Annotated in this window: 23 protein-coding genes; 13 read left to right on the top strand and 10 right to left on the bottom strand. The window is 51.6% G+C overall.

What is annotated here, in order from left to right:
* The first annotated feature begins 4 nt into the window (after positions 1-4).
* From yicI to ACJHX7_RS13535, 9 genes are all read left to right on the top strand, one after another.
* A complete protein-coding gene (gene yicI / locus ACJHX7_RS13575; protein WP_094030281.1) occupies positions 5-2323 on the top strand; it encodes an alpha-xylosidase in 2319 nt (772 codons plus the stop codon).
* A gap of 294 nt (positions 2324-2617) precedes the next feature.
* The gene (locus ACJHX7_RS13570) at positions 2618-4171 is read left to right on the top strand and encodes a BglG family transcription antiterminator (RefSeq protein ID WP_094030280.1); all 1554 of its coding nucleotides are present in this window, start codon (positions 2618-2620) and stop codon (positions 4169-4171) included.
* A gap of 26 nt (positions 4172-4197) precedes the next feature.
* Entirely contained in the window at positions 4198-4668 is a 471-nt protein-coding gene (locus ACJHX7_RS13565) for a PTS sugar transporter subunit IIA (protein ID WP_000355546.1), read from the top strand.
* A gap of 17 nt (positions 4669-4685) precedes the next feature.
* Complete coding sequence (locus ACJHX7_RS13560) at positions 4686-5000, top strand: PTS fructose transporter subunit IIB (protein ID WP_001028073.1); 315 nt, start codon at positions 4686-4688, stop codon at positions 4998-5000.
* Between the two features lie 24 nt (positions 5001-5024).
* On the top strand, positions 5025-6116 hold the full coding sequence (locus ACJHX7_RS13555) for a PTS fructose transporter subunit IIC (protein WP_000662199.1): 1092 nt from the start codon (positions 5025-5027) through the stop codon (positions 6114-6116).
* Positions 6117-6127: 11 nt separating this feature from the next.
* Positions 6128-6979: a class II fructose-bisphosphate aldolase gene (locus ACJHX7_RS13550; RefSeq protein ID WP_000457128.1), complete on the top strand. Its 852-nt coding sequence runs from the start codon at positions 6128-6130 to the stop codon at positions 6977-6979.
* An 80-nt stretch (positions 6980-7059) separates the two neighbouring features.
* The gene (locus tag ACJHX7_RS13545; RefSeq protein ID WP_000961378.1) at positions 7060-7920 is read left to right on the top strand and encodes a ketose-bisphosphate aldolase; all 861 of its coding nucleotides are present in this window, start codon (positions 7060-7062) and stop codon (positions 7918-7920) included.
* Between the two features lie 47 nt (positions 7921-7967).
* Positions 7968-8900, top strand: a complete 933-nt coding sequence (locus ACJHX7_RS13540; RefSeq protein ID WP_000559089.1) for an ROK family protein — start codon at positions 7968-7970, stop codon at positions 8898-8900.
* Complete coding sequence (locus ACJHX7_RS13535; protein ID WP_094030279.1) at positions 8881-9561, top strand: D-lyxose/D-mannose family sugar isomerase; 681 nt, start codon at positions 8881-8883, stop codon at positions 9559-9561. The genes ACJHX7_RS13540 and ACJHX7_RS13535 overlap by 20 nt, the downstream gene beginning before the upstream one ends.
* 42 nt (positions 9562-9603) lie before the next feature.
* On the opposite strand, the gene ACJHX7_RS13530 is transcribed toward ACJHX7_RS13535, so the two are convergent.
* Together ACJHX7_RS13530 and xanP are read right to left on the bottom strand one after the other, a co-directional pair.
* The gene (locus ACJHX7_RS13530) at positions 9604-11313 is read right to left on the bottom strand and encodes an AsmA family protein (RefSeq protein WP_094030278.1); all 1710 of its coding nucleotides are present in this window, start codon (positions 11311-11313) and stop codon (positions 9604-9606) included.
* A 120-nt stretch (positions 11314-11433) separates the two neighbouring features.
* Positions 11434-12825, bottom strand: a complete 1392-nt coding sequence (gene xanP, locus ACJHX7_RS13525; protein WP_410231631.1) for a xanthine/proton symporter XanP — start codon at positions 12823-12825, stop codon at positions 11434-11436.
* 279 nt (positions 12826-13104) lie between these two features.
* Between xanP and gltS the strand changes: the two genes are divergently transcribed.
* Complete coding sequence (gltS, locus tag ACJHX7_RS13520; RefSeq protein WP_000468822.1) at positions 13105-14310, top strand: sodium/glutamate symporter; 1206 nt, start codon at positions 13105-13107, stop codon at positions 14308-14310.
* Between the two features lie 33 nt (positions 14311-14343).
* Here the strand turns inward: gltS and recG are convergent, their stop codons facing one another.
* The 5 genes from recG to gmk are packed head-to-tail and all read right to left on the bottom strand — an operon-like array spanning position 14344 to position 20207.
* Complete coding sequence (gene recG / locus ACJHX7_RS13515; protein WP_094030277.1) at positions 14344-16425, bottom strand: ATP-dependent DNA helicase RecG; 2082 nt, start codon at positions 16423-16425, stop codon at positions 14344-14346.
* Between the two features lie 5 nt (positions 16426-16430).
* Positions 16431-17120, bottom strand: a complete 690-nt coding sequence (trmH, locus tag ACJHX7_RS13510) for a tRNA (guanosine(18)-2'-O)-methyltransferase TrmH (protein WP_094030276.1) — start codon at positions 17118-17120, stop codon at positions 16431-16433.
* Positions 17121-17126: 6 nt separating this feature from the next.
* Complete coding sequence (gene spoT, locus ACJHX7_RS13505; protein ID WP_000280488.1) at positions 17127-19235, bottom strand: bifunctional GTP diphosphokinase/guanosine-3',5'-bis pyrophosphate 3'-pyrophosphohydrolase; 2109 nt, start codon at positions 19233-19235, stop codon at positions 17127-17129.
* Positions 19236-19253: 18 nt separating this feature from the next.
* On the bottom strand, positions 19254-19529 hold the full coding sequence (gene rpoZ / locus ACJHX7_RS13500) for a DNA-directed RNA polymerase subunit omega (RefSeq protein WP_000135058.1): 276 nt from the start codon (positions 19527-19529) through the stop codon (positions 19254-19256).
* Positions 19530-19583: 54 nt separating this feature from the next.
* Positions 19584-20207: a guanylate kinase gene (gene gmk, locus ACJHX7_RS13495; RefSeq protein ID WP_001295237.1), complete on the bottom strand. Its 624-nt coding sequence runs from the start codon at positions 20205-20207 to the stop codon at positions 19584-19586.
* 257 nt (positions 20208-20464) lie between these two features.
* Here gmk and ligB point away from each other — a divergent pair, with 257 nt between their 5' ends.
* Complete coding sequence (ligB, locus tag ACJHX7_RS13490; RefSeq protein ID WP_094030275.1) at positions 20465-22147, top strand: NAD-dependent DNA ligase LigB; 1683 nt, start codon at positions 20465-20467, stop codon at positions 22145-22147.
* On the opposite strand, the gene ACJHX7_RS13485 is transcribed toward ligB, so the two are convergent.
* The 3 genes from ACJHX7_RS13485 to ACJHX7_RS13475 all read right to left on the bottom strand — a co-directional run bounded on the left by ACJHX7_RS13485 (position 22144) and on the right by ACJHX7_RS13475 (position 24961).
* On the bottom strand, positions 22144-22761 hold the full coding sequence (locus ACJHX7_RS13485) for a trimeric intracellular cation channel family protein (protein WP_000924289.1): 618 nt from the start codon (positions 22759-22761) through the stop codon (positions 22144-22146). The two genes, ligB and ACJHX7_RS13485, sit on opposite strands and share 4 nt — an antisense overlap.
* Positions 22762-23052: 291 nt before the next feature.
* The gene (gene dinD / locus ACJHX7_RS13480; RefSeq protein ID WP_001297973.1) at positions 23053-23877 is read right to left on the bottom strand and encodes a DNA damage-inducible protein D; all 825 of its coding nucleotides are present in this window, start codon (positions 23875-23877) and stop codon (positions 23053-23055) included.
* A 220-nt stretch (positions 23878-24097) separates the two neighbouring features.
* The gene (locus ACJHX7_RS13475; RefSeq protein WP_000621336.1) at positions 24098-24961 is read right to left on the bottom strand and encodes a YicC/YloC family endoribonuclease; all 864 of its coding nucleotides are present in this window, start codon (positions 24959-24961) and stop codon (positions 24098-24100) included.
* A gap of 126 nt (positions 24962-25087) precedes the next feature.
* On the opposite strand from ACJHX7_RS13475, the gene rph reads away from it, so the two are divergent.
* Positions 25088-25804, top strand: coding sequence for a ribonuclease PH (gene rph, locus ACJHX7_RS13470; RefSeq protein ID WP_410231630.1), 717 nt, complete (start codon positions 25088-25090; stop codon positions 25802-25804).
* A gap of 65 nt (positions 25805-25869) precedes the next feature.
* Positions 25870-26511 (top strand): orotate phosphoribosyltransferase, encoded by a 642-nt coding sequence (pyrE, locus tag ACJHX7_RS13465; RefSeq protein WP_089583370.1) that lies wholly within the window; start codon positions 25870-25872, stop codon positions 26509-26511.
* The last annotated feature ends 10 nt before the right edge of the window (positions 26512-26521 follow it).

The following is a 26521-nucleotide window of genomic DNA, read 5'->3' as shown; positions in this document are numbered from 1 at the left end:
GGCAATGAAAATTAGCGACGGAAACTGGTTGATTCAACCTGGTCTCAATTTGATTCACCCGCTTCAGGTGTTCGAGGTTGAAGAGCAGGGTAATGAAATGGTGGTCTATGCTGCCCCTCGTGATGTGCGTGAACGTACCTGGCAGCTTGATACGCCTTTATTTACGCTGCGCTTTTTCTCCCCACAGGAAGGTATTGTCGGTGTACGGATTGAGCATTTTCAGGGGGCGCTGAATAACGGTCCTCATTATCCGCTCAATATTTTGCAGGACGTGAAGGTCACAATCGAAAACTCAGAACGTTACGCTGAGTTTAAAAGTGGCAACTTAAGCGCGCGTGTCAGCAAAGGTGAGTTCTGGTCACTGGATTTTCTGCGCAACGGCGAACGTATTACCGGTAGTCAGGTGAAAAATAATGGCTACGTGCAGGACACGAATAATCAACGAAATTATATGTTTGAGCGGCTGGATCTTGGCGTTGGCGAAACAGTTTACGGTCTGGGAGAGCGCTTTACTGCCCTGGTGCGCAATGGCCAGACGGTAGAGACCTGGAACCGGGACGGCGGCACAAGTACTGAACAGGCGTATAAAAATATTCCGTTCTATATGACTAACCGTGGTTATGGGGTACTGGTCAATCATCCTCAATGCGTCTCTTTTGAAGTGGGATCGGAGAAAGTCTCCAAAGTGCAGTTCAGCGTTGAGAGTGAATATCTCGAATACTTTGTTATCGACGGCCCGACGCCGAAAGCGGTACTTGATCGTTATACCCGTTTTACTGGTCGTCCGGCGCTGCCGCCCGCGTGGTCCTTCGGCCTGTGGCTAACCACTTCATTTACCACCAACTACGACGAAGCGACGGTAAACAGCTTTATCGATGGTATGGCGGAACGCAATCTGCCACTGCATGTTTTCCACTTTGACTGTTTCTGGATGAAAGCCTTCCAGTGGTGCGATTTTGAGTGGGATCCGCTGACTTTTCCGGACCCGGAAGGGATGATCCGCCGTCTGAAAGCGAAAGGGCTGAAAATCTGCGTCTGGATTAACCCCTATATTGGGCAAAAATCCCCCGTCTTTAAAGAGTTACAAGAGAAAGGTTATTTACTCAAACGCCCGGATGGTTCGCTGTGGCAGTGGGATAAATGGCAGCCAGGTCTGGCGATTTATGACTTTACCAATCCGGATGCCTGCAAATGGTACGCCGACAAACTGAAAGGTCTGGTCGCGATGGGCGTTGATTGCTTTAAGACCGACTTTGGCGAACGTATTCCAACCGATGTTCAGTGGTTTGATGGTTCCGATCCGCAGAAAATGCATAACCATTATGCGTACATCTACAACGAACTGGTGTGGAACGTGCTCAAGGACACCGTTGGTGAGGAAGAAGCCGTCTTGTTTGCCCGCTCGGCCTCCGTTGGTGCGCAGAAATTTCCGGTACACTGGGGTGGCGACTGTTACGCTAACTACGAATCAATGGCGGAAAGCCTGCGCGGTGGTTTGTCTATTGGCCTTTCAGGTTTTGGCTTCTGGAGCCACGATATCGGCGGCTTTGAAAATACCGCTCCGGCGCACGTTTACAAACGCTGGTGCGCGTTTGGTTTGCTCTCCAGCCATAGCCGTTTACACGGCAGCAAATCTTATCGTGTGCCGTGGGCCTATGATGATGAGTCCTGTGATGTGGTGCGCTTCTTCACGCAACTGAAATGCCGCATGATGCCGTATCTGTATCGTGAAGCTGCACGTGCAAACGCGCGGGGTACCCCGATGATGCGGGCCATGATGATGGAGTTCCCGGACGATCCGGCTTGTGATTACCTTGACCGTCAATACATGTTAGGCGACAACGTGATGGTTGCGCCTGTGTTCACTGAAGCGGGCGATGTGCAGTTCTACCTGCCGGAAGGTCGCTGGACACACCTGTGGCACAACGATGAACTCGATGGTAGTCGCTGGCATAAACAGCAGCACGGCTTCCTGAGTCTGCCCGTTTATGTGCGTGATAGCACCCTACTGGCGCTGGGCAACAACGATCAACGTCCCGATTACGCGTGGCACGAAGGTACAGCATTCCACCTCTTTAATCTGCAAGACGGGCATGAAGCCATCTGTGAAGTGCCCACTGCTGACGGTTCGGTGATCTTTACTTTGAAAGCAACACGTACTGGCAACACGATTACTGTGACTGGTACGGGCGAGGCGAAGAACTGGACACTGTGCTTGCGCAATGTTGTGAAAGTAAATGGTCTGCAAGGCGGTTCGCAGGCTGAAAGTGAGCAGGGACTGGTGGTGACTCCTCAAGGGAATGTGCTGACAATTACGTTGTAATCTATTGAAGAATGCCGGATACGAATGGTTTTGTGTCGTATCCGGTAAATAATCTCACATCTGGTAATAAATATTTCTTCCATCGTATTTGCGAGCATGATCACGATTATTCATCACGAAAATGTGATCTGTGCTGAAAAATATCCCTTAACCGCCTTGCTTTGTTTTATCACTGTCCGGATTACGGACATATTTTAGTATTGTTGTGAAATTATTCTGCTTTATATTTACCCTCAGAGATGGCAACTGAAGCTCTTCCTCATGGGGCTTCTTAATCTGTGATAAGGGTAAAAAATGCAAATGATTACCTCGCGACAAAACAGATTATTACGATTCCTTCTACCACGAAGGGAATATACGACTATTGTTACGATTGCCGGCTATTTAAATGTTTCGGAAAAAACCATTCAACGTGATTTACGTTTACTTGAGCAATGGCTGGGGCAATGGAGAATAAATGTTGAGAAGCGTGCTGGCGCGGGTGTGATGTTAAGCGCGGAGAATATTGCTGATTTGCTGCATCTTGATCATTTGTTGGGAGCAGAATGTGAAGAGATTGATGGTGTAATGAATAATGCCAGGCGCGTTAAAATAGCGTCGCAGTTATTAAGTGAAACACCGAATGAAACGTCGATCAGTAAATTGTCAGAACGCTACTTTATCAGCGGAGCCTCTATTGTTAATGACCTGAGAGTAATTGAGTCCTGGCTTGCGCCGTTGGGGTTATCATTGATCCGCAGCCCAAGTGGTACGCATATTGAAGGTAGTGAAGGGCAAGTCCGACAGGCAATGGCATTACTGATTAACGGCATTATTAACCATAATGAGCCGCAAGGTGTCGTGTATTCACGTCTGGATCCCGGAAGCTATAAAGCATTAGTCCATTATTTTGGAGAGGAAGAAGTGTTATTTGTCCAGTCATTGTTACTGGATATGGAAAATGAATTAAGTTGGTCTTTGGGAGAACCTTATTACGTTAACATTTTTACTCACATCCTTATTATGATGTATCGCAACACGCACGGGAATGCGTTATCAAGAGAAGAAGAGCAAACCAGGCAATATGATGAAAATATCTTTAATGTTGCCAGTCAGATGATTCATAAGATAGAACAACGAATTGCACATACATTGCCCGATGATGAAGTCTGGTTTATTTATCAATATATCATTTCATCAGGTGTGGCGATTGATGGACAAAAAGATGTGAGCATTATTTCACATATGCAGGCCAGCAATGAAGCGCGTCTGATTACCTGGCGTTTAATTACGGTATTCAGTGACATCGTGGACTGCGATTTTAGTGAAGACAGCGCATTATATGATGGCTTAATGGTGCATATTAAACCGCTGATTAACCGACTAAATTATCGTATTCATATCCGTAATCCATTGTTGGAAGATATTAAAGCAGAACTAGCGGATGTCTGGCGGTTGACGCAATATGTGGTGAATCAGGTATTTAAAACCTGGGGTGAGAATGCAGTGAGCGAGGATGAAGTGGGTTATCTGACCGTTCATTTTCAGGCTGCGATGGAGCGGCAAATTGCCCGTAAACGTGTATTACTGGTCTGTTCAACCGGAATCGGAACTTCGCATCTACTGAAAAGCCGTATTCTGCGAGCATTTCCTGAATGGACGATTGTTGATGTTATTTCAGCAGCGAATTTATCACAGGTTTTGCCTGACAATATCGAACTGATTATTTCGACAATTAATTTGCCTACAGTCACTATGCCGGTCGCTTATGTTACCGCTTTTTTTAATGATGCCGATATTAAGCGGGTCACTGAAATGGTGATTACGGAAAAATTACATCATGCGACGTCTCGGGTCGTTGAAATTTAATGTCAGAATTTTATGAGGTATGACGAATGGACATAACAAAAATCCTGAATACGAATCGCGTTATTTTAGATATGCAAGCGACGAATAAAGCGGAGGCGATTGAAGAATTAACTAATCTTCTCAAAAAAGATGGTGCGATCGATTGTCGGGAAACCTTTATTAAAGATGTCTGGCAGCGCGAAGCGGAAGGCTCGACTGGTTTTGAAAATCATATTGCGATCCCGCATGGTAAATCTTCTGCGGTAATTAATACTACGCTGGCAATTGGCCGTACCCGCCAGGATATTCCCTGGGAAACGCTGGATGGCAGTAGCGTGCGCTGTATTATTTTATTTGCGGTACGTCTTGAAGATCAAAATACCACCCATATCCGTTTACTTTCCCAGGTCGCGGGCGCGCTGGCGGATGATGACATCATAGAACAATTGTTAGTTGAGACGAGTCCGCAAAAAATCATTGATCTCTTTAGTCAGTATGCACAATCCGATGTCTGCTAAATAACAGGGAGTATGTCATGAATATTGTCTGTGTTGCCGCCTGTACGGCGGGTATTGCTCATACCTATATTGCTCGTGAAAAGTTAATCAAAGGAGCAAAAGCTCTGGGCCATACCATTAAAGTTGAAACCCAGGGAACCATTGGTACAGAAAATGAATTACAGGCGGCAGATATCTCTGCTGCTGACGTCGTGATTCTTGCTGTAGATGTGAAAATAAAAGGAGAAGAACGCTTCACCAATAAACGTATTGTGCGAGTAAAGACAGAGATCGTCATTAAATCGCCCGTTCAATTTCTTGAAAAGGTCGAAAAATCACTGGGAAACAAATGATCCTTATACTGGAGGGATCTTAATATGAAAGAAAATAAAATTCCGGTTTCACAGGAAATTAAAAAACATTTATTAACCGGCATCTCGTGGATGATACCCCTTATTGTGGCCGCCGGGATATGTATTGCGTTGGGGCAAGTTCTTGGCGGTACAGATGTTGGTGAAAAAACAGGAACAATCCCGTGGATGCTTAATCAGATTGGCGGCTGGGGAATGGGGCTGATTGTGCCGCTGATTAGCGCGGCAATTGCCTATTCTATTGCTGATCGTCCCGGTTTTGCCCCGGGCCTGATTGTCGGCTTTCTCTGTGGGCAAATCCATACCGGATTTATTGGCGGTATGTTGGGTGGTTTCCTGGTGGGCTACACCATTTTGCTACTTAAACGCTATATCCGCCTGCCGCAGTCGATGCAAGGACTCATGCCAATCATGGTGTTGCCGGTATTAAGCACCATTATCGGTGGGCTGTTAATGATGACGCTGATTGGTAAACCCATCGCCTGGTTACAAGAAGCACTGATTCATTTGCTCGAGTCGATGCAGGGCGGATCGCGCTTCCTGATGGGGGCCATACTTGGCGCGATGGCAACCTTCGATTTCGGTGGTCCGGTCAACAAAACCATGTCGCTGTTTTCCGATGGCTTGCTGGTCAGTGGCGTCTACGGACCAGAAGCCGTGAAATTTGTCGGCTCAATCATCCCTCCGTTTGGCATCACACTTTCGTTCTTACTGACACGCCATAAATACACCCGTGCGGAGCGCGAGGCGCTGAAAGCCGCGTTTCCGATGGGGATCTGCATGATCACTGAAGGAGTCATTCCGATCGCCGCGCGTGACCTGCTGCGAGTAGTGGGATCTTGTGTGGTGGCATCGGCGGTTGCGGGCGGCTTAATCATGGTGTGGGGCGTGGAGAGTCCGGTTCCGCATGGCGGCATGTTTGTTGTGCCTCTGTTCACCCATCCTCTGCTGTTTTGCCTGGCGCTGGGTATAGGCACGGTGATTTGTGGCGTGATGCTTTCACTCTGGAAGAAACCGGTAACGGAACGCGACGAAGAGTTTGACGAACTGAGCGATCAAAAGCTGAAAGATGAAGAGATCACTTTCACCCTCGAATAACCGGAGGCCCTATGTTTGCCGATATGAAAAGTATGGTGATGAAAGCCTGGCATGAACATTACGCCTTACTGGCGATCAACTGTATGAATCTGGAAAGTGCTCACGCAGCTATCCGCGTGGCGGAGAAGAATCGCGCTCCGATCATTCTCAATCTCTATCAGGGGCATCTGGCGCATTTTCCAGCACCCGTCGCGGCGGCAGTGGTTAAAACGCTCGCGGAATCTGCCTCAGTACCGGTCGCTCTGGCGCTTGATCATGGCAAAAATCCGGACTGTATTCGTCAGGCGTTTCGTGCTGGTTTCAGCGGATTAATGATTGATGCTTCTGCTTTTCCCCTGGAGGAAAACGTGCGCCAGACCAGGGCGGTGGTGGAACTCGCCGCCAGCGTGCAGCTCTGCGTGGAAGGCGAACTGGGCCATCTGGCAGATGCGCCGCGTTACGACCAGGCCGCCAATGCAGACCTGATGACGCAACCCACTGATGTGGAACCGTTTATCGCGCAGACAGGCATTGATCTACTGGCCGTCTCGGTAGGCACGGCGCACGGCATGTACGCGCCTGGTGTTGTACCTGCTATTGATTTTCAGCGTCTGGCGGAGATTTTCCACTGCTCGAGCGTGCCTCTGGCATTACATGGCGGTAGCGGTACGCCGTTCGATCAGCTCCAGCTCTGTACGACGCTGGGGGTAGCAAAAATCAACGTGGGGGCGGCCATTTTTGAACGGGGGAAATCCGCGCTCCTGCATACCCTCTGTCACGATATATCCATTGAACTGGTGGACGCGCTGAAAGCTATGGAACTGGCCTTCGAAGAAGCGATTACACCGTATTTACAGGCGAGCGGCTCTATCGGCAAAGCCTGATTCATTTTCTGTCATGGCCTTTATGCCAGTGCAATAACGCACCGGCAGGGCGGACTACACGCTGAAACTGGAGATTTAACATGTTAGTTTCGATGAAAGAATTACTGCAACCTACCCGCCAGCACGGCTTTGCCATTGGCGCATTTAATGTGGCGGATAACTGTTTCCTTCGCGCAGTCGTGGATGAAGCAGAAGCGACAAATACTCCGGCGATTATTGCCATCCATCCCAGCGAACATGATTTTGTGGGCGATGCCTTTTTCGCTCACGTTCGCGAAATTACCCAGCGTAGTCCGGTCCCGTTTGTACTGCACCTCGATCATGGTGCCTCTGTAGAGCATGTTTTGCGTGCGATTCGCTGCGGATTTACCTCAGTAATGATCGACGGTTCGCTGCTGCCGTATGAAGAAAACGTGGCGCTGACCGCAGAAGTGGTTCGCCTCGCTCACGCGGTTGGAGTGTCGGTTGAGGGTGAACTGGGAACCATCGGACAAACAGGAACGTCGGTAGAAGGTGGTGTTTCACAAGTGACCTACACAGATCCGGCGCAGGCCGCCGATTTTATTGCTCGTACAGGTGCCGACACTCTGGCTGTGGCGATTGGTACAGCGCATGGCATCTATCCAAAAGGGATGCAGCCGAAGCTGCAAATGGACATTTTGCGCGACATTGCCGGACGTATTGATATTCCGCTGGTGCTACACGGTGGTTCGGCAAACCCGGACGCGGAGATTGCTGAATCAGTTACGCTCGGCGTCGGCAAAATCAATATCTCCAGCGATATGAAATACGCCTATTTCCAGAAAGTGCGTGAAATTCTCGCTAAAGAGAGCTGGTGGGACCCGAACGTCATCTATCCGGATGCGATTAACGCGGCGCGGGAAGTCATTCGCCACAAAATGAAACTGTTCGGTTCGCTCGGTAAAGCGTCACTGTACTAAGCCAGAAGGGCGGGGCAACCCGCCTTTTACGCAACAAGGAACGAGATATGCACTATCTGGGGTTGGATATTGGTGGGACCAAAATCGCCGCCGTCGTCATGGATGCGCATGGCTGGGAGATTCGCCGTTACCGCTGCCCGACGCAAAAGTCGACATATCAACAATTTGTCTCATGCGTTGTGGCGCTTATCGAGCAGATTAGGCGGGACGTTCAACGACCGATGCTGACAGGGATCGCCTTACCCGGCAGTATCTCGCCACTCACTGGCCTGATTAAAAACGCGAATATTCAGGTGATTAACGGTCATGCGTTACAGGCTGATTTGCAGCAATTGCTTGGGCAACCGGTGGTGATAGCCAATGATGGTAACTGTTTCGCGCTATCAGAAGCTTGCGACGGTGCCGGGCAAGATTATGACGTGGTATTTGGTATTACGCTTGGTACGGGCTGCGGCGGTGGCATTGCCATCAAGCAACGACCGTTTATAGGGGCCTGGGGAAATGCTGCCGAATGCGGTCATATCACGTTGCCAGGCTATACGGAGCAGGAAGATGGTCCATCAGTCAGTTGCTATTGCGGCAAACACAACTGCGTGGAGTCGTTTGTTTCCGGCAGCGGTTTTAGTGAACGCTATCAACAGATGACTGGTAACTTGCTCACTCCTGCGGCGATTGTCACCCTGGCACAACGTGGTGATGCTGGTGCCATGCAGCAGGTGGCACGTTTTCGCCAACAGCTTGCCCGCACGCTGGCAACCATCGTTAATGTTGTTGACCCTGGCGTGATTGTGATCGGCGGCGGGCTTTCGAATGTGGAACTGCTTATCACCGATCTGAACGCAGAAGTTGCTCCACTGGTTTTCACCGATCAATTCACCACTCCCATTGTAAAAGCACAGCACGGCGACAGTAGCGGAATGCGTGGCGCTGCCTGGCTTGCTATGCGCAACGGAGAAGCCAATGAAACGTTCACAAATTAATTATGTTATTGATAAAGCACATGCCATTGCGCAGACCTTCCGCGTTTGTTTGCCAGAGTTCGCCTATTTTACGGTGGATGACTGGCTGCAGCTGGAACGGGATAACTGGCAAGAAGTGGTCGACTTACAGCTCGGTTGGGATATCACCGATTTTGGTCGTGGTGATTTCAACCAAACGGGACTAACACTGCTAACGATGCGCAACGGCGCGCTGGGGGCGGCGGCATATCCAAAACCGTATGCTGAGAAAATGTTGCAGATCCAACAAGATCAGCAGACTCCCTGGCATTTTCACACCCACAAAATGGAAGATATCCTCAATCGGGGCGGTGGAGACTTATGCATGCAGTTGGCCTGGGCCAACGAAGCCAATCTCTGTGATGATCAGCGGGTTATTACCGTGAGTGTTGATGGTCAGCGGCGTACCGTGAAACCTGGTGAAACGCTGGTGCTAAAGCCGGGGCAGGGCATTTGCCTGCCGCCGCGTCTGTATCATCGCTTCTGGGCGGAAAAAGCGTTTGTTCTCGGCTGGGAAATTTCGATGGTAAATGATGACCAACATGATAACCATTTTCTTGAGCCGGGAGGACGTTTTCCGGCGATAGAAGAAGATGAACCGGTGAAATGGTTATTGTGTAGTGAGTATGCTGTTTTGCGGTAATAGCGGGGACGCTAACGTTGATATCCGTTAGCGCCCGCGTATTTACTGCACCGGCTCCGTCGATGTAACTTCGCCACTGGAAACGACGCCTGCATTCATGGTTTGAGTCACTTGCTGCTTTGTGGCGTTCACGGCATGCAATTGCCCGCTAACCGTAGGTTTCAGCGGGATATTGGCCTGAATATTGCCGCTGGCGGTAAGCTGAATATTGCCGTCGCCAGTCAACGGTAATTCAGGCCATCCCCACTGTTGCAAAATATTCACCGGCACACCGCGTCCATTCAGGCTGATATGGGTCTGACGTTGTGGCGTTTGTGAAACACTGGCGGTGGCTTCCAGAATGCCTTTTTCAGTAAATGCACTCAGTTCGCTGATATTCACCGTGCTGCTGTTGGCGGTCAGCGCCAGCGATGGGCGACGAACATCAACACGATTGAATGTCGCGGCGGCGGCATTCAGATTCGCCGAACCACTCCAGACGCCCCATTTATGATCGGTAACCAGCGTCAGGTTGGCACCGTAACCATCGAGCGCGGTGAGCTGCCACGGGAAGTCAGGGTCGATATCAATGATCAGATTGCGGCTGGCGCTAAATCTCTTCAGTTGCAGGCTGTTTAACCAACCGGGTGTCGTTTCCATCCACAACTGTTGCCAGTTTTTTGGCAAGGTATATTCCAGTCCGGCAATTGCCGCATCATCGAGGATCAACATTTTCCCGTCACGCAACCAGTACCCTGACGTTCTGACCATGCCCCCTTCCCAGCGGCTGGTGAACTGGCGCAGTGCTACGCCCTGCGGGGAAAATTCCGCGTTTATAATCGGATCAAATAAATGCAGCGAGCCATAAATAAACTCGCTGGCGTTCATCGACAGTTTACCTTCCTGTGTCTGCCAGTCATCTTTACTGAAGGTCATGTTGCGCAAGCTGAGATCGAGGTCGGTCACCGCCCAGTCCGGACCTTGCAAACGAGCGTCGATGACTTCCAGGCGACCAATCTGCAACGACGGGACAGAGCGTAATGGTGCAAAGAAGTCGGTTAGCGATTTTTCGCTTTGTAGACGGATATCCGCCATGCGCAGGTTTTCCACTTGCCAGCTGACGTCAGCGTTACGCTGCGCGTTTCCGGTTAATGTCCCGCGGGCGATGTCGGCACCCAGGTTAGTCAGCGTAACGCGATCGTTATCAATACTGCCTTCAATCAGTACATTGGTGGCAGGAACATCATTGAGCGAAAGCGATCCGGCACTAAACTGAATCTGCGCCTTCGTACCCAGCACTTTACCGGCTTCTGGTGACCAAGGAACCACGCCGCCATTTACCCGCTGCGCGCTCAGTTTCCATTCGCTATTCGGGCTATTAAACGCCATATCACGTAGTTGCAGACGATCGGCTTTGAACGGTAGCGGCGCGGTCTGGTCGGTGAGATTCAGCGTCCCGTTTTCCAGCAGGATGGTATCGACATGGCGTGGTTCGGTCAGTTGCCGACTGCTTAGCGCAATGTCGACACTTTTTGCCACCAGGGTCGCGGGCTGGCCATCACGGCCAAACGTGACGTTCTCCAGCACGATATGAGATGGCGCGGAAAAACGGTGATCCATCGCCCCGAAGGCCAGATGATAGTCGCTATTCTCGGAAACCCATGCGCTGATATGTTCTGCTCCCCAGCGAGTTTGCAGAAGAAAATAGAGGCCAGCGATCACCACTAACAGAGCGATGAGAATGTAGAGAAGCAGCTTCCCAATAAATTTCATGGTCTTCCATCCCGTGAAATGCACATAAGGGAGTTATGCACGATTTACGCGCAATCCTCAAGGCGGGAATGGTGAAAGAGGTGAGACTGCGGCGGTAATTATCTTACCGCCGCCAGTGAATTACTGTTTTTCTGGTGGGAAAATCAGATTCAGCACGATGGCAGTAATACCGCCCGCGGCGATCCCGGAGGAGAGCAGGTTTTTCAGCCATTCAGGGGCAAACTGCAAAATCAGCGGCTGCTGAGACACGCCCAGACCGACCGCCAGCGACAGCGCGATAATCAGAATCGCCCGGCGGTTCAGCGGCTCACGAGAAACGATACGCACACCGGAGGCGGCGATGGTGCCAAACATTACAAGCGTTGCGCCGCCCAGAACCGGTTCTGGAATGTGTTGTACAAAACCGCTCACTGCCGGGAACAGACCCAGCACGATCAACATCAGCGCGACGACAAAACCGACATAGCGGCTGGCAACACCGGTTAACTGGATCACCCCGTTGTTCTGCCCGAAGCAGGAGTTCGGGAAGGTATTAAATACCGCCGAGACAAACGAGTTCAGGCCGTTTGCCAGCACGCCGCCTTTCAGGCGTTTCATGTACAGCGGACCGGAAATCGGCTGTTCGGAAACGTCAGAGGTCGCCGTGATATCGCCAATGGTTTCCAGCGAAGTGATCATAAAGACCAGCATCAGCGGCAGCAGCAGACTCCATTCAATGCCAAGACCGTAATAGAGCGGCGTTGGCACCATAATCAGTTCTTGCGTCATCGGTTCGTTGCTTTCTGGCAACATGTCCATAAACCACGCCAGCGCATATCCGGCCGCCATCGCAATCACCAGTGAGGCCACGCGTAAGTAAGGGTTACGTTGACGGTTAAGCAGGATAATTAAGGCTAAGACCACGCCTGCCAGCAGCAGATTTTTCGGTGCGCCGAAGGTGTTATCGCTCATGGCTGCGTAACCGCCGCCAATGGAGGTCAGCCCCACCTGAATTAGCGACAGGCCGATAATCATCACCACAACGCCAGAAACCAGCGGCGTAATAATGCGGCGCGCCAGATGCAGAACGCGGGAGATCACCATCTCGGTACAACTTGCCAGCATCAACGTGCCGAACAAAGCCGCCATCATGGTAGGAACATCAGCACCACCGGTCTTCAGCGCTGTGCCGCCCATAATCAGCGGAGCAACAAAGTTGAAGCTGGTGCCCTGAATAGACAACAACCCGGAGCCAACCGGACCCCAGGCCTTAATTTGAATAATCGATGCCACACCGGAGGCAAACAGCGACATACTAATAATGTGTTGCGTGTCTTGTGCCGGTAAACCCAGCGCCTGGCAGATTAATAGCGCTGGCGTGATCACCGCAACGAACATCGCCAGCAAATGCTGACAGGCGGCAAACAGGGTTTGAGGAAGCGGCGGACGATCTTCAAGACGGTAAATCAGTTCGCTGTTTTGAGTCTGCGCAACCGGTTGCGCATTTTCTGACTCGAGGGTGGAAACAGACATCGAAAACAATCCCGTGGTAGCAAAGCGGGCATTTTAGCTGACCGAAAAAGAAAAGCAAACGTTTGCTACATCCTCATCTAAATATTTAAATGAGATAAATGTACTTTTTTATATAACTTTTAGTTGTTTTCTGCTTAAAATCCATGCCATTTTTCTATTTTCAGCGAAGAATTCGAACCAGGAAAGCATGACTCGATACTCGTCATATTTCGCCTTACTGCAAATGCGCGATGAAGTATGACGAGTATGAAAGAGTGATGCGGACACAAAGGAGTAACTATGTTTCATCTCGATACTTTAGCAACGCTTGTTGCCGCAACGCTGACGTTGCTGCTCGGGCGCAAGTTGGTCCATTCCGTCTCCTTTTTGAAGAAATACACCATACCGGAACCTGTTGCGGGTGGTTTATTAGTGGCGCTGGCGCTGCTGATACTGAAAAAAAGCATGGGCTGGGAAGTCAACTTTGATATGTCCCTGCGCGATCCGTTGATGCTGGCTTTCTTCGCCACCATTGGCCTGAACGCCAACATTGCCAGTTTGCGTGCCGGTGGGCGTGTGGTTGGCATCTTCTTGATTGTGGTTGTTGGTTTGTTGGTGATGCAAAATGCCATTGGCATTGGTATGGCTAGCCTGTTAGGGCTTGATCCGCTGATGGGGCTGTTGGCCGGTTCAATTACGCTTTCCGGCGGCCACGGTACGGGTGCTGCATGGAGTAAATTGTTCATTGAACGTTATGGCTTCACCAACGCGACAGAAGTGGCGATGGCCTGTGCAACGTTCGGTTTGGTGCTGGGCGGCTTGATTGGCGGTCCGGTGGCGCGCTATCTGGTGAAACACTCCACCACACCGAACGGTATTCCGGATGACCAGGAAGTTCCGACCGCGTTCGAAAAGCCGGATGTGGGCCGCATGATCACCTCGCTGGTGTTGATTGAAACTATCGCGCTGATTGCTATCTGCCTGACGGTGGGGAAAATTGTTGCGCAACTTTTGGCTGGTACTGCTTTTGAACTACCGACCTTCGTCTGTGTACTATTTGTTGGCGTGATTCTGAGCAACGGTCTGTCAATGATGGGCTTTTACCGCGTCTTTGAGCGAGCGGTATCCGTGCTGGGTAACGTAAGCCTGTCGTTGTTCCTAGCGATGGCGCTGATGGGGCTGAAACTGTGGGAGCTGGCTTCGCTGGCGTTGCCGATGCTGGCGATTCTGGTGGTACAGACCATCTTCATGGCGTTGTATGCCATCTTCGTTACCTGGCGCATGATGGGCAAAAACTACGATGCGGCGGTGCTGGCTGCGGGTCATTGTGGTTTTGGCCTTGGCGCAACGCCAACGGCAATCGCTAACATGCAGGCGATCACTGAACGCTTTGGCCCGTCGCACATGGCGTTCCTGGTCGTGCCGATGGTCGGTGCGTTCTTTATCGATATCGTCAATGCGCTGGTGATTAAGCTGTATTTGATGTTGCCGATTTTTGCGGGTTAACCGATGAAGCGGCGGTCTTCTCACCGCCGCTTTTTACGCATTCGAGTAACGTTCTGTTTCTGGCATCCAGCGTTCTATCAGGGCTTTTGCCTGCTGTGGGTAACGTTCGTGAATATGTCGCGCCAGGCGCTGAACTTCCGGGATCATCGCCTGATCGCGCAGTAAATCCGCCACTTTAAATTCAGCATTACCCGTCTGACGCGTACCTAACAGTTCACCCGGTCCGCGAATCTCTAAGTCTTTCTGTGCAATCACAAAACCGTCGTTGCTGTCGCGCAGCACTTGCAGCCGAATTTGCGCGGTTTTGGAGAGCGGCGTTTTGTAGAGCAGCACGCAGTGAGAAGCCACCGCACCACGACCTACACGCCCGCGAAGCTGGTGTAACTGCGCCAGACCCAGACGCTCAGGGTTTTCGATAATCATCAGACTGGCATTGGGCACATCAACACCGACTTCAATAACGGTAGTGGCAACCAGCAGGTGTAACTCGCCTTGTTTAAATGATGCCATGACGGCCTGCTTCTCGGCTGGTTTCATCCGTCCGTGTACCAGACCAACATTCAACTCTGGTAGCGCCAGTTTCAACTCTTCCCAGGTAGCTTCCGCCGCCTGTGCTTCCAGTAATTCTGATTCTTCAATGAGTGTGCACACCCAGTACGCCTGACGACCTTCAGTTATGCAGGCGTGGCGCACGCGGTCAATAATGTCGGTACGGCGGGTATCAGGAATAGCGACCGTAGTCACTGGCGTGCGGCCTGGCGGCAGCTCATCTATCACCGAGGTATCGAGATCAGCATACGCAGTCATCGCCAGCGTGCGGGGGATGGGCGTGGCGGTCATGATCAACTGATGAGGATGGAAGCCCTGCTGCTGGCCTTTCTCCCATAACGCCAGACGCTGATGCACGCCAAAACGATGCTGTTCGTCGATAATCACCAGCGCCAGACCGTTAAACTGCACCTGTTCCTGGAAGATGGCGTGTGTTCCGACAATCATCTGCACCTGACCGCTGGCGATGGCTTCCTGCTGTGCCAGCCGCGCTTTACCTTTCTGCTTACCGGCGAGCCAGCCCACTTCGATACCGAGCGGTGCAAACCAGTTACGGAAGTTATTGGCGTGCTGCTCGGCGAGTAATTCGGTTGGTGCCATCAATGCCACCTGTTTGCCGTGGGCAATCGCACGCAACGCGGCGAGGGCGGCGACCAGCGTTTTACCGGAACCTACATCGCCCTGCACCAGGCGCATCATCGGCGCATCCAGCGCCATATCGCGCTCGATCTCCGCCACCACGCGTGCCTGTGCGCCCGTTGGCTTGAACGGTAAGGCGGCGAGGAGTTTATTTTTCAGCGCGTCATTGGCGCTCAGCGGCTGGGCATGAAAACGCTGTGCTCCGGCACGTAAGGCTAACATGCTGAGGTTGTGCGCCAGCAGTTCTTCCAGAATCAGACGGCGTTGTGCCGGATGCTGGCCGGTGTCCAGATCGCTAAGCTGTAGCGTCGGCGGCGGGCGGTGCAAAGTGCGCAACGCTTCCGGTAGCGTCATCATTCCTTGTGACAGTTCCGGCGGCAGGAGTTCTTCAATGGCGCAGGTGTCGAGCAGATCAAGCGCCTGGTCGGTTAATTTACGCAGCGTGGCCTGCTTTACGCCTTCGGTTGTTGGATAAACCGGCGTAAGCGTTTCCTGCAACTCTGGCGTACTGAGATCGCCCTGCACGCGGTATTCCGGGTGGATCATCTCCGCGCCATATTTACCGCGCTTTGCTTCTCCATAGGCCAGCACGCGGCGGCCCGTCGCCAGGCTATTTTTCATTGCCGCGTTGAAGTTGAAAAAGCGCATGGTGAGAATGCCGGAACCGTCGCTGATCTGGCAGGTCATCATCCGCCGACCGCCGAAGGAGATATTGCAGTTCAGCACTTCGCCTTCCACCGTGGCATAAACGCCCGGTAGTAGTTCTCCGATGGGGTAGAGATGGGTGCGATCTTCGTAGCGCAGGGGAAGGTGTAAGAGTAGATCCTGCACGGTATGCAGGTTGATTTTCGCCAGCTTGTTACTAAGCGCTGCGCCAACGCCCGTTAGGGAACTGAGCGGGACAGCATCTAACAGGCGACCTTTCATGGTACTTACCCTGCAGCTTGCATAGTGGCCCACCAGTCGGCATCGGCTTCAATTTCGCCCTGCTGATTGACGTGGGGGTAAGGCAGGCCTTTGCGTTTTGCGACTTTCGCCAGCACCGGATAGCCGCCTTCAAACAACAGGCGTTGTTGCTCTGCTTCCGGCAACATGCTGTTTTCACGCAGGTACATGCCCGCATTTTGCCGCTGGCGCTGGGCTTCGTAAAGAATGAGGGCTGAGGCAACGGAAACATTCAGCGATTGCACCATGCCAATCATCGGAATGATGATGTCCCGATCCGCCAGGGCCAACGCTTCCTGCGTGATGCCTGTTTTCTCCTGTCCCATCAAAATACAGGTCGGGCGAGTGTAATCAATTTCGCGGAAATCGACAGCGTTATCAGAAAGATGGGTTGCCAGAATCTGCATGCCCTGGCCTTTCAGATGAGCGACGGCATCGCCAATGGTGCGGTGCGTTTTCACCTGTACCCAGCTGTTACTACCCGCAGCTGCCGAAGCCATGGTGCGCATCCGGCTACTAGGCCAGACAGCATGAACTTCATGTACACCAACGGCATCTGCGGTACGAATAATCGCAGAAACGTTATGAGGTTTGTGGACCTGCTCCATGCAGACGGTCAGATCAGGCTGCCGCCTGGCGAGCATTTCGCAGATACGTGCATAACGTGTTGGGTTCATAAAACATTAATTTCGGTTTCGGGTGACTTTAATCACGTCTGGCATCACGCGGATTTTGCGCATGATATTCGCCAGATGCACACGGTCACGGGCGGTCAGACGAATAAAGGCGCTGTAGACGCGACCATCTTTCTCTTCCGTATTCAAACTTTGAATATTCGAGGTCGTGGTGTTAATTGCCGCTGTCAGGTTTGCCAGCGCGCCCTGATGATTGAACATCTCCACTTTGATTTCGGTGATGAACTCCTGCGCCGTCTCTTTATCCCATTCCACAGCCATAAACTTCTCTGGCTCTTTCTGGTAGCCACGGATGTTACGGCAGGATTCATGGTGGATCACCAGACCTTTACCGGGGCTGACGTGGGCGATAATCGGGTCGCCAGGAATAGGGCGGCAGCATTTCGCAAAGGTGATCAGCACGCCATCGGCACCTTTAATGGGCAGATGTCCGTGACTTTGGGTTGCCGGTGGAATGGAGGCGTCCCCATGTTGCAGATTTTTCGCGACCACCACGCTCATTGCGTTACCAAGGCCGATTTCAGCCAGCAGATCGTCAAGCGTTGCCAGCTTCATGCGGTCCAGCTCGCGCTGAATATTTTCCTGCGGGATTTCATTGAGCTTACGGCTACCACCCAACGCATGGTTGAGCAGACGACGTCCCAGGCTTACAGAATCATCACGCTTGAGGTTTTTCAGCAACTGACGAATTTTGGCGCGCGCTTTCGAGCTAACGACAAAGTTCAGCCACGCGGCATTCGGGCGAGCGCCCGGTGCGGTAATAATTTCAACGGTTTGACCGCTGGTAAGCGGCTGCGACAGCGGGTAAGGCTGGCGGTCGACGCGTGCGCCCACGCAGGCATGGCCGATATCGGTATGCACCGCATAAGCGAAGTCGACGGGCGTTGCACCGGCAGGCAGCTCTACAATGCGCCCTTCCGGTGTGAAAACGTAAATCTCATCGGGGAAGAGATCGGATTTAACGCTCTCGATAAATTCAAACGAACTACCGGCGCTCTGTTGCAGCTCCAGCAGGCTTTGCATCCAGCGCTGGGCGCGGATTTGTGCGGTAGTACTGGTTTCGCCGTGCTCTTTATAAGCCCAGTGCGCGGCAACACCCATCTCCGCCATCTGATCCATATCTTCGGTACGGATTTGGACCTCAACCGGCACGCCGTGCGGGCCAATCATCGAGGTGTGCAAAGACTGATAGCCGTTCGCTTTTGGAATGGCGATGTAGTCTTTCACGCGACCCGGACGCGGCTTGTACAGGCTATGCATTTGCCCGAGCACGCGATAACAGGTGTCGGAATCATTGACGATCACGCGGAAAGCGTAGATGTCCATGATTGAGTGAAAACGCTGCTCTTTGAGCACCATTTTGCAGTAGATCGAATAAAGATGCTTCTCGCGACCACTGACGCGGCACGGTATTCCCGCTTCCTGCAAACGCCCTTCGATTTCAGAGAGGATTTTTTGGATCATCTCTTTACGGTTGCCGCGTGCGGCTTTCACCACTTCTTTGATTACGCGGTAACGGTTGGGATACAGCGCCTCAAAACCCAGCTCTTCGAGTTCGGTTTTAATGTGGTGGATACCTAAACGGTGCGCCAGCGGGCTGTAAATTTCGAGTGTTTCACGGGCGATGCGGCGACGTTTGTCCGGGCGAAGTGAGCCCAGCGTGCGCATGTTGTGGGTACGGTCGGCAAGTTTGATGAGAATGACGCGGATATCCTGCACCATCGCCATAATCATCTTGCGAAAGTTTTCGGCCTGCGCCTCTTTCTTATCGCGGAACTTGAGCTTATCAAGTTTCGACACCCCCTCTACCAGCTCGGCGACGCTTTTACCAAAAAGCTGTTCCATGTCCTGGTAGGTGGCGGGAGTATCTTCAATCACGTCATGCAGCAGCGCCGCCATCAGCGTTTCATAGTCGAGTTTCATCTCGGCCAGAATGCAGGCAACCGCCACCGGGTGCGTGATATAGGGTTCACCGCTTGAACGTGTTTGCCCCTCGTGAGCATCACGTGCAACGAGATACGCCTGCCGCAGACGCTTGATTTGGTCTTCCGGCAGGTAGGTTTGAATCAGTTGATTCAGGCTTTCAAACAGATACAAGGGCGACCCGCTTTGTGATTAACGACGACCTTCAGCAATAGCGGTAACGGCTTGTAATTCAGCGGCTTCCTGCTCTTGCTGTTCCTGGCGTTCACGAACGTCGAGGATCTGGTTGTTGATCAGACCTTCTTCGATTTCGCGCAGCGCGATTACAGTGGTTTTATCGTTTTCTTCCGGTACCAGCGGATCCTTTCCGCCTACCTGCATCTGACGAGCGCGACGCGCGGCGACCAGTACCAGGTCAAAACGGTTACCAATTTTCTCTACAGCGTCCTGAACAGTTACGCGTGCCATACTTAAAAAGCTCCACAGGTGAAGAAATGACTGGGCATGATACTGAAATCAGGTTCAGTCTGCCAACAATTTGCTGATTAAAGCGTCATGACGCTGCTTTTGGCGGCTCATGCGCAGACGTTCGGCGCGAATAATGGTCTTCAAATCGGTCAACGCGGTATCGAAGTCATCATTCACAATCAGGTAATCATATTCGGCGTAATGGCTCATTTCTGCAACAGCTTGCGCCATACGCTTTGCAATGACCTCTTCGCTGTCCTGACCGCGACCGCGTAGACGGCGGTCCAGTTCAATTTTGGACGGCGGTAAAATAAAGATACTCCGCGCGTGCGGCATCTTCTGGCGAATTTGCTGCGCGCCCTGCCAGTCGATATCGAGAAAAACATCGACACCGGTCGCCAGGACTTGCTCAATGGCCTCACGCGAAGTGCCATAGTAATTACCAAAAACTTCTGCGTGTTCGAGGAACGCATCTCTGCTAATCATTTCTTTAAATTCATCATGATTAACAAAGAAATAATGTTCACCGTGGACTTCACCAGGACGCGGTTGGCGTGTGGTGTGTGAAACAGAAACCTGGGTGTCATACAACGGTTGGGTTTTTAATAAAGCCTGAATCAGGCTGGATTTACCCGCGCCACTGGGGGCAGAAACAATATAAAGCGTGCCTTGAGCCATGAGTATCTTTCGTATGTGATTAGCGAAATAAAGCCTACATACGAGCTTATTATACACGGCGCGGCCATGTGACGTAGCCCTTGCTCACACTTTTTGCGCAAAGTTGTTGCGTTTTGCGTAGCTGCTTCCGCATTTGCCTGTGATTCACTGCAATAAAGACGATTCTCAGGAAGCGTCCTCGCAGACTCCGTTTTTGCCACTCGGCTTTGCTTTCATCACGTTGTATATCTGCCTGACTATCTACAGCGGAGGTGATGATGAAAGTATGGATGGCGATATTAATAAGTATCTTGTGCTGGCAATCATCGGCGTGGGCAGTCTGTCCGGCCTGGTCGCCAGCCAGAGCACAGGAAGAAATTTCCCGCCTGCAACAGCAAATAAAACAGTGGGACGATGACTACTGGAAGGAAGGGAAAAGTGAGGTGGAAGACGGTGTTTACGATCAGTTAAGCGCCCGTCTCACGCAGTGGCAACGCTGTTTTGGGAACGAGACTCGCGACGCTATGATGCCGCCTTTAAACGGTGCGGTTATGCATCCGGTTGCCCATACGGGTGTACGCAAAATGGCGGATAAAAACGCATTAAGTCTGTGGATGCGCGAACGTAGCGATCTTTGGGTGCAGCCAAAAGTTGATGGCGTTGCGGTAACCCTGGTTTATCGGGACGGGAAACTGAACAAAGCAATAAGTCGCGGTAATGGCCTGAAAGGCGAGGACTGGACGCAGAAAGTTCGCTTAATTTCCGCTGTGCCGCAAACCGTTAGCGGGCCTTTAGCCAACAGCACGCTTCAGGGGGAAATATTTCTCAAGCGTAAGGGGCATATCCAACAACAAATGGGGGGAATAAATGCCCGCGCAAAAGTTGCTGGCCTGATGATGCGCCAGGGGAATAGCGATACGCTAAACTCACTGGCTGTTTTTGTCTGGGCATGGCCGGATGGACCGCAGTTAATGACCGATCGTTTAAAGGAGCTGGCTACCGCAGGTTTTACTCTAACGCAGACGTATACCCGTGCGGTTAAAAATGCTGATGAGGTTGCGCACGTACGCAATGAGTGGTGGAAAGCAAAATTACCCTTCGTCACCGATGGCGTGGTTGTGCGAGCGGCGAAAGAACCCGAATCCCGTCATTGGCTACCGGGCCAGGCGGAGTGGCTGGTGGCCTGGAAATATCAACCTGTAGCTCAGGTTGCCGAAGTGAAGGCGATTCAGTTTGCGGTGGGTAAGAGCGGTAAAATATCGGTGGTTGCGTCACTCGCACCTGTCATGCTGGATGATAAAAAAGTCCAGCGGGTGAATATTGGTTCCGTCAGGCGCTGGCAGGAGTGGGATATTGCGCCTGGTGATCAGATCCTCGTCAGCCTTGCCGGTCAGGGTATTCCTCGCATTGATGATGTGGTCTGGCGCGGTGCAGAACGTACAAAACCGACACCACCAGAAAACCGCTTTAACTCGTTGACCTGCTACTTTGCTTCTGATGTTTGTCAGGAACAGTTCATTTCACGCTTAGTCTGGCTGGGGTCAAAACAGGTTCTGGGGCTTGATGGCATTGGTAAGGCCGGCTGGCGCGCCCTGCATCAGACTCATCGCTTTGAGCATATCTTTTCCTGGCTTTTATTAACGCCAGAGCAATTACAGAACACGCCGGGGATCGCGAAAAGTAAAAGTGCGCAGTTATGGCATCAGTTTAATCTGGCTCGTCAGCAGCCTTTTACTCGCTGGGTGATGGCAATGGGAATACCGCTAACCCGGGCGGCGCTTAATGCCAGTGATGAACGGTCCTGGTCGCAACTTTTATTGAGCACAGAACAGTTCTGGCAGCAGTTGCCGGGGACTGGATCGGGGCGCGCCAGACAGGTTATTGAATGGAAGGAAAATGCGCAAATCAAGAAGCTGGGCAGTTGGCTGGCTGCCCAGCAGATCACAGGTTTTGAACCTTAGTGACCTTCGTGGCTGTAGTAAAAGACCGGTAATCCCAGCTTAAGACGTAGCGCCAGTAAACGGGCAAAAAAGCCGAATACCAGGGTGGAGATAATCACCACATCATGGTTAGAAACATAGTGTTGCAGCGCGATGTACAGCACGGCGGAGGCAAATGAGACACCGGCATACAACTCTTTCTGGAATACCAGTGGGATGCGTTTACAGAACATATCGCGCAAAACGCCGCCAAATACGCCGGTCGTCACAGCTGCGACAACGGCAATGATCGGGCCGTGTCCCATATCCAGTGCAACCTGTGCGCCAATGATAGAAAAGACTACCAGTCCGAGCGCATCGAGCACCAGAAACACTTTGCGCAGGTAAGGCATTACAGGAGCAACGATAGTGGTGAGTACTGCGGCGGTAGCGACGATAATCACATATTCCGGGTGTTTGACCCAGCCGAGCGGATAGTGGCCCAGCAGAATATCGCGCACTGACCCTCCGCCAATTGCCGTGGCGGTCGCAATAATAATTACGCCAAATGTATCCATGCGCCGTCGTCCGGCCGCCAGCGCCCCCGTCATGGCTTCGGCAGTAATGCCAACCAAATACAAAATGTGTAACAGCATGGTTCTCTCCCTAAAAATCTGTCTGGAAGGGTAGCGATTTGTGCGCATTGTCACGATTGAGATTTTTTAAGGTGAGAGGAAATTGATAACTTGTAGTTATGTGAAATCGCTATTTTCTGTAGCGTAGATGCATTCTTCTGACTTCCTGTCTGAGAAAATGCATAAGAAAAAATAGGTTAAAATTGAGGAGTGGAAAAGAAAGGTGCAATGTTTAGCCATTGTGTTCACTGCACCTGGACCTTGGCTTACGCATCGGGTGTCTCAATCATCAAAAAGAGTTTTTAGTTTCTGCTATTTTTTCTCTGTAATTTTTACACTGTTTTCCAACTGCTTGATGCTGACCTGCGGGGTCGGCAACTCCTCAGGCATGGTTCCGCCAAGTTCCTGAATGGTTTGCCTCACCTTGCGACCCACGTCAAAGTGTGTGGTGTTAGCTTGCTGTTTTGAATTCACGCCATCCCGCTTGAGTTTTTCTTCTGTTTGGGTAGCTCGAAAGAGATTAGCCGCCAGTTCTGTTGAACCCATATGATCCAGGATCTTCTGACTCTTTTTCAGCCCCTTCCGCTGATGGATGGCTTTCTGATCTAATCCACCATACAGTCCCCGGTAACCATGATTCTGAAATATGGCGAAATCGATAGCTGTCGCTACCCCAGCTTGCTGCGCTGCCTCAACTAATTGTTTGTTATGTTCTTTCAACTCATTTCTCAGAAAAAGACGCTTTTCGTCTTCACGAAGTTGCCTGAAAGCTTCATCGTCAGCCAGCTCCTGCCGTCGGGTCTGGATAGCAAAATAAGTTTGCCCTGCCGCAATAACCGGTTTCGCAGGGTCGCCGTTTTGTACTACCAGGTAACAGGCATAGCGGGAGAGATGAACATCTTCAAGTTCTCGTTGAGCCCCTGAACCTAATACAACCATTTTGGTGGTTTCAACGAAATGGTCAGATGCAGCTTGATTGCTGGCTTCGCACGCTTGAGTCGCGCGGGCCAGTACCTTTTGAAAATTGCGCCAGTCCCGATAATCTAGTAACGGTGCCAATTCTCTCGCTGACCAAAATTCTTGCCCTTCAGTGCCATAATGCCGTATTTCTTCAAAAGGTTGATGATGTTCGTTCATTGCCCACTCCATGTGATATCGATTGCAAGGAAAGTAAGTTTACAACTGTGTTTATATACAGTTGTGAGTATCTCACGTTCTCAGTGTGCTGGGCAAAAAAACATCGCAAAATCTGGAGCAGGCACGCAAAACAGAATTGAAGTTGCGGGGAAGAAAAATGCCGCTCTGTTTGAGTGGGCGGCATTTGTGAAGGCTGAAAAGTAAGAATTGGCGTTACGAGTTATTCAATGTTCTGAATCTGCTCGCGCATCTGCTCAATCAACACTTTCAGCTCAATCGCGGAGTTTGTCACTTCGGCATTGATAGACTTCGAAGCAAGAGTGTTCGACTCGCGGTTGAACTCCTGCATCATAAAGTCCAGACGACGGCCAACCGCTTCTTTTTTCTTCAGAATGTTGTAGGTCTCTTTGACATGCGCTTCGAGGCGGTCCAGTTCTTCGGCAACGTCAATTCGTTGTGCCAGCAGAACCAACTCCTGCTCCAGACGGTTGTTTTCCAGTTGCACCTGAGCATCTTCCAGCTTCGCGACCAGACGCTCACGCTGCCATTGCAGGATTTCCGGCATATGGGCGCGGACTTTGACCACTTCGGCGGTGACGCCTTCCAGACGCTGCTCGATCAATGCTTTCAGCGCCTGACCTTCGGTTTCGCGCGCGACGATAAAGTCGTCCAGCGTACCATCCAACGCCGCGAGAATTTCAGCGGCAATCGCGTCGAGATCCTGCTCCTGGGCTGCCATCACGCCCGGCCAGCGTAGAATATCAACCGGGTTGATTTCCCCTTCATCACTCTGCATTTTTACCCAGTTCGCGGCGGTTACCAGCTGTTTAGCCAGTTTTTCGTTGAGGATCAGCTCACCTTGCGCGCTAACATCTGGCTCATAGCGCAGGGTACATTCCACTTTACCGCGCGTCAGGCGAGAACGAATACGCTCGCGAACGACAGGTTCAAGGCTACGGAACTGCTCCGGCAGACGAAAGTAAGTTTCCAGATAACGCTGGTTTACCGAGCGCATTTCCCAGGTTGCGCTCCCCCATTCACCCTTGATTTCACGCCGGGCGTAGGCGGTCATACTGCGGATCATAGACGTTCCTGTTTATAAAAGGAGAGGTGGAAGGATTATAGCCATCGATGCCTTGTCAGGATAGGAATAACCGCCGGAAGTCCGTATAATGCGCAGCCACATTTGTTTCAAGCCGGAGATTTCAATATGCGTCCAGCAGGCCGTAGCAATAATCAGGTGCGTCCCGTTACCCTGACTCGTAACTATACAAAACATGCAGAAGGCTCGGTGCTGGTCGAATTTGGCGATACCAAAGTGTTGTGTACCGCCTCTATTGAAGAAGGCGTGCCGCGCTTCCTGAAAGGTCAGGGCCAGGGTTGGATCACCGCAGAATACGGTATGCTGCCGCGTTCTACTCATACCCGTAATGCCCGTGAAGCGGCGAAGGGTAAGCAGGGCGGCCGCACGATGGAAATCCAGCGTCTGATCGCTCGTGCATTGCGCGCCGCGGTAGATTTGAAAGTCCTCGGTGAGTTTACCATTACGCTGGATTGTGACGTACTTCAGGCCGATGGCGGCACCCGCACTGCTTCTATCACCGGTGCTTGTGTTGCACTAGCCGATGCCCTGAATAAACTGGTTGAAAATGGCAAGCTGAAAACTAATCCAATGAAAGGGATGGTAGCCGCGGTTTCTGTCGGCATTGTCAACGGCGAAGCGGTTTGCGATCTGGAATACGTTGAAGACTCTGCCGCAGAGACCGACATGAACGTAGTGATGACCGAAGACGGGCGCATCATTGAAGTGCAGGGGACGGCAGAAGGCGAGCCGTTCACCCATGAAGAGTTACTCACCTTGTTGGCGCTGGCCCGAGGGGGAATCGAATCCATTGTAGCGACGCAGAAGGCGGCGCTGGCAAACTGATTTTTAAGGCGACTGATGAGTCGCCTTTTTTTTGTCTGTAGAAAAGTAAGATGAGGAGCGAAGGCATGAAACCATATCAGCGCCAGTTTATTGAATTTGCGCTTAGCAAGCAGGTGTTAAAGTTTGGCGAGTTTACGCTGAAATCCGGGCGCAAAAGCCCCTATTTCTTCAACGCCGGGCTGTTTAATACCGGGCGCGATCTGGCACTGTTAGGCCGTTTTTACGCTGAAGCATTGGTGGATTCCGGCATTGAGTTCGATCTGCTGTTTGGCCCTGCTTACAAAGGGATCCCGATTGCCACCACAACTGCCGTGGCGCTGGCGGAGCATCATGACCTGGACCTGCCGTACTGCTTTAACCGCAAAGAAGCAAAAGACCACGGTGAAGGCGGCAATCTGGTTGGTAGCGCGTTACAAGGACGCGTAATGCTGGTGGATGATGTGATCACCGCCGGAACGGCGATTCGCGAGTCGATGGAAATTATTCAGGCCAATGGCGCGACGCTTGCTGGCGTAATGATTTCGCTCGATCGTCAGGAACGGGGGCGCGGCGAGATTTCGGCAATTCAGGAAGTTGAGCGTGATTACAACTGCAAAGTGATCTCTATCATCACCCTGAAAGACCTGATTGCTTACCTGGAAGAGAAGCCGGAAATGGCGGAACATTTGGCGGCGGTTAAGGCCTATCGCGAAGAGTTCGGCGTTTAAAGAAACTCGC

The sequence above is a fragment of the Escherichia sp. WS1451 genome (assembly GCF_046487365.1).
Lineage (GTDB): Bacteria > Pseudomonadota > Gammaproteobacteria > Enterobacterales > Enterobacteriaceae > Escherichia > Escherichia coli.
This window is presented reverse-complemented; position numbering and strand designations above follow the sequence as displayed.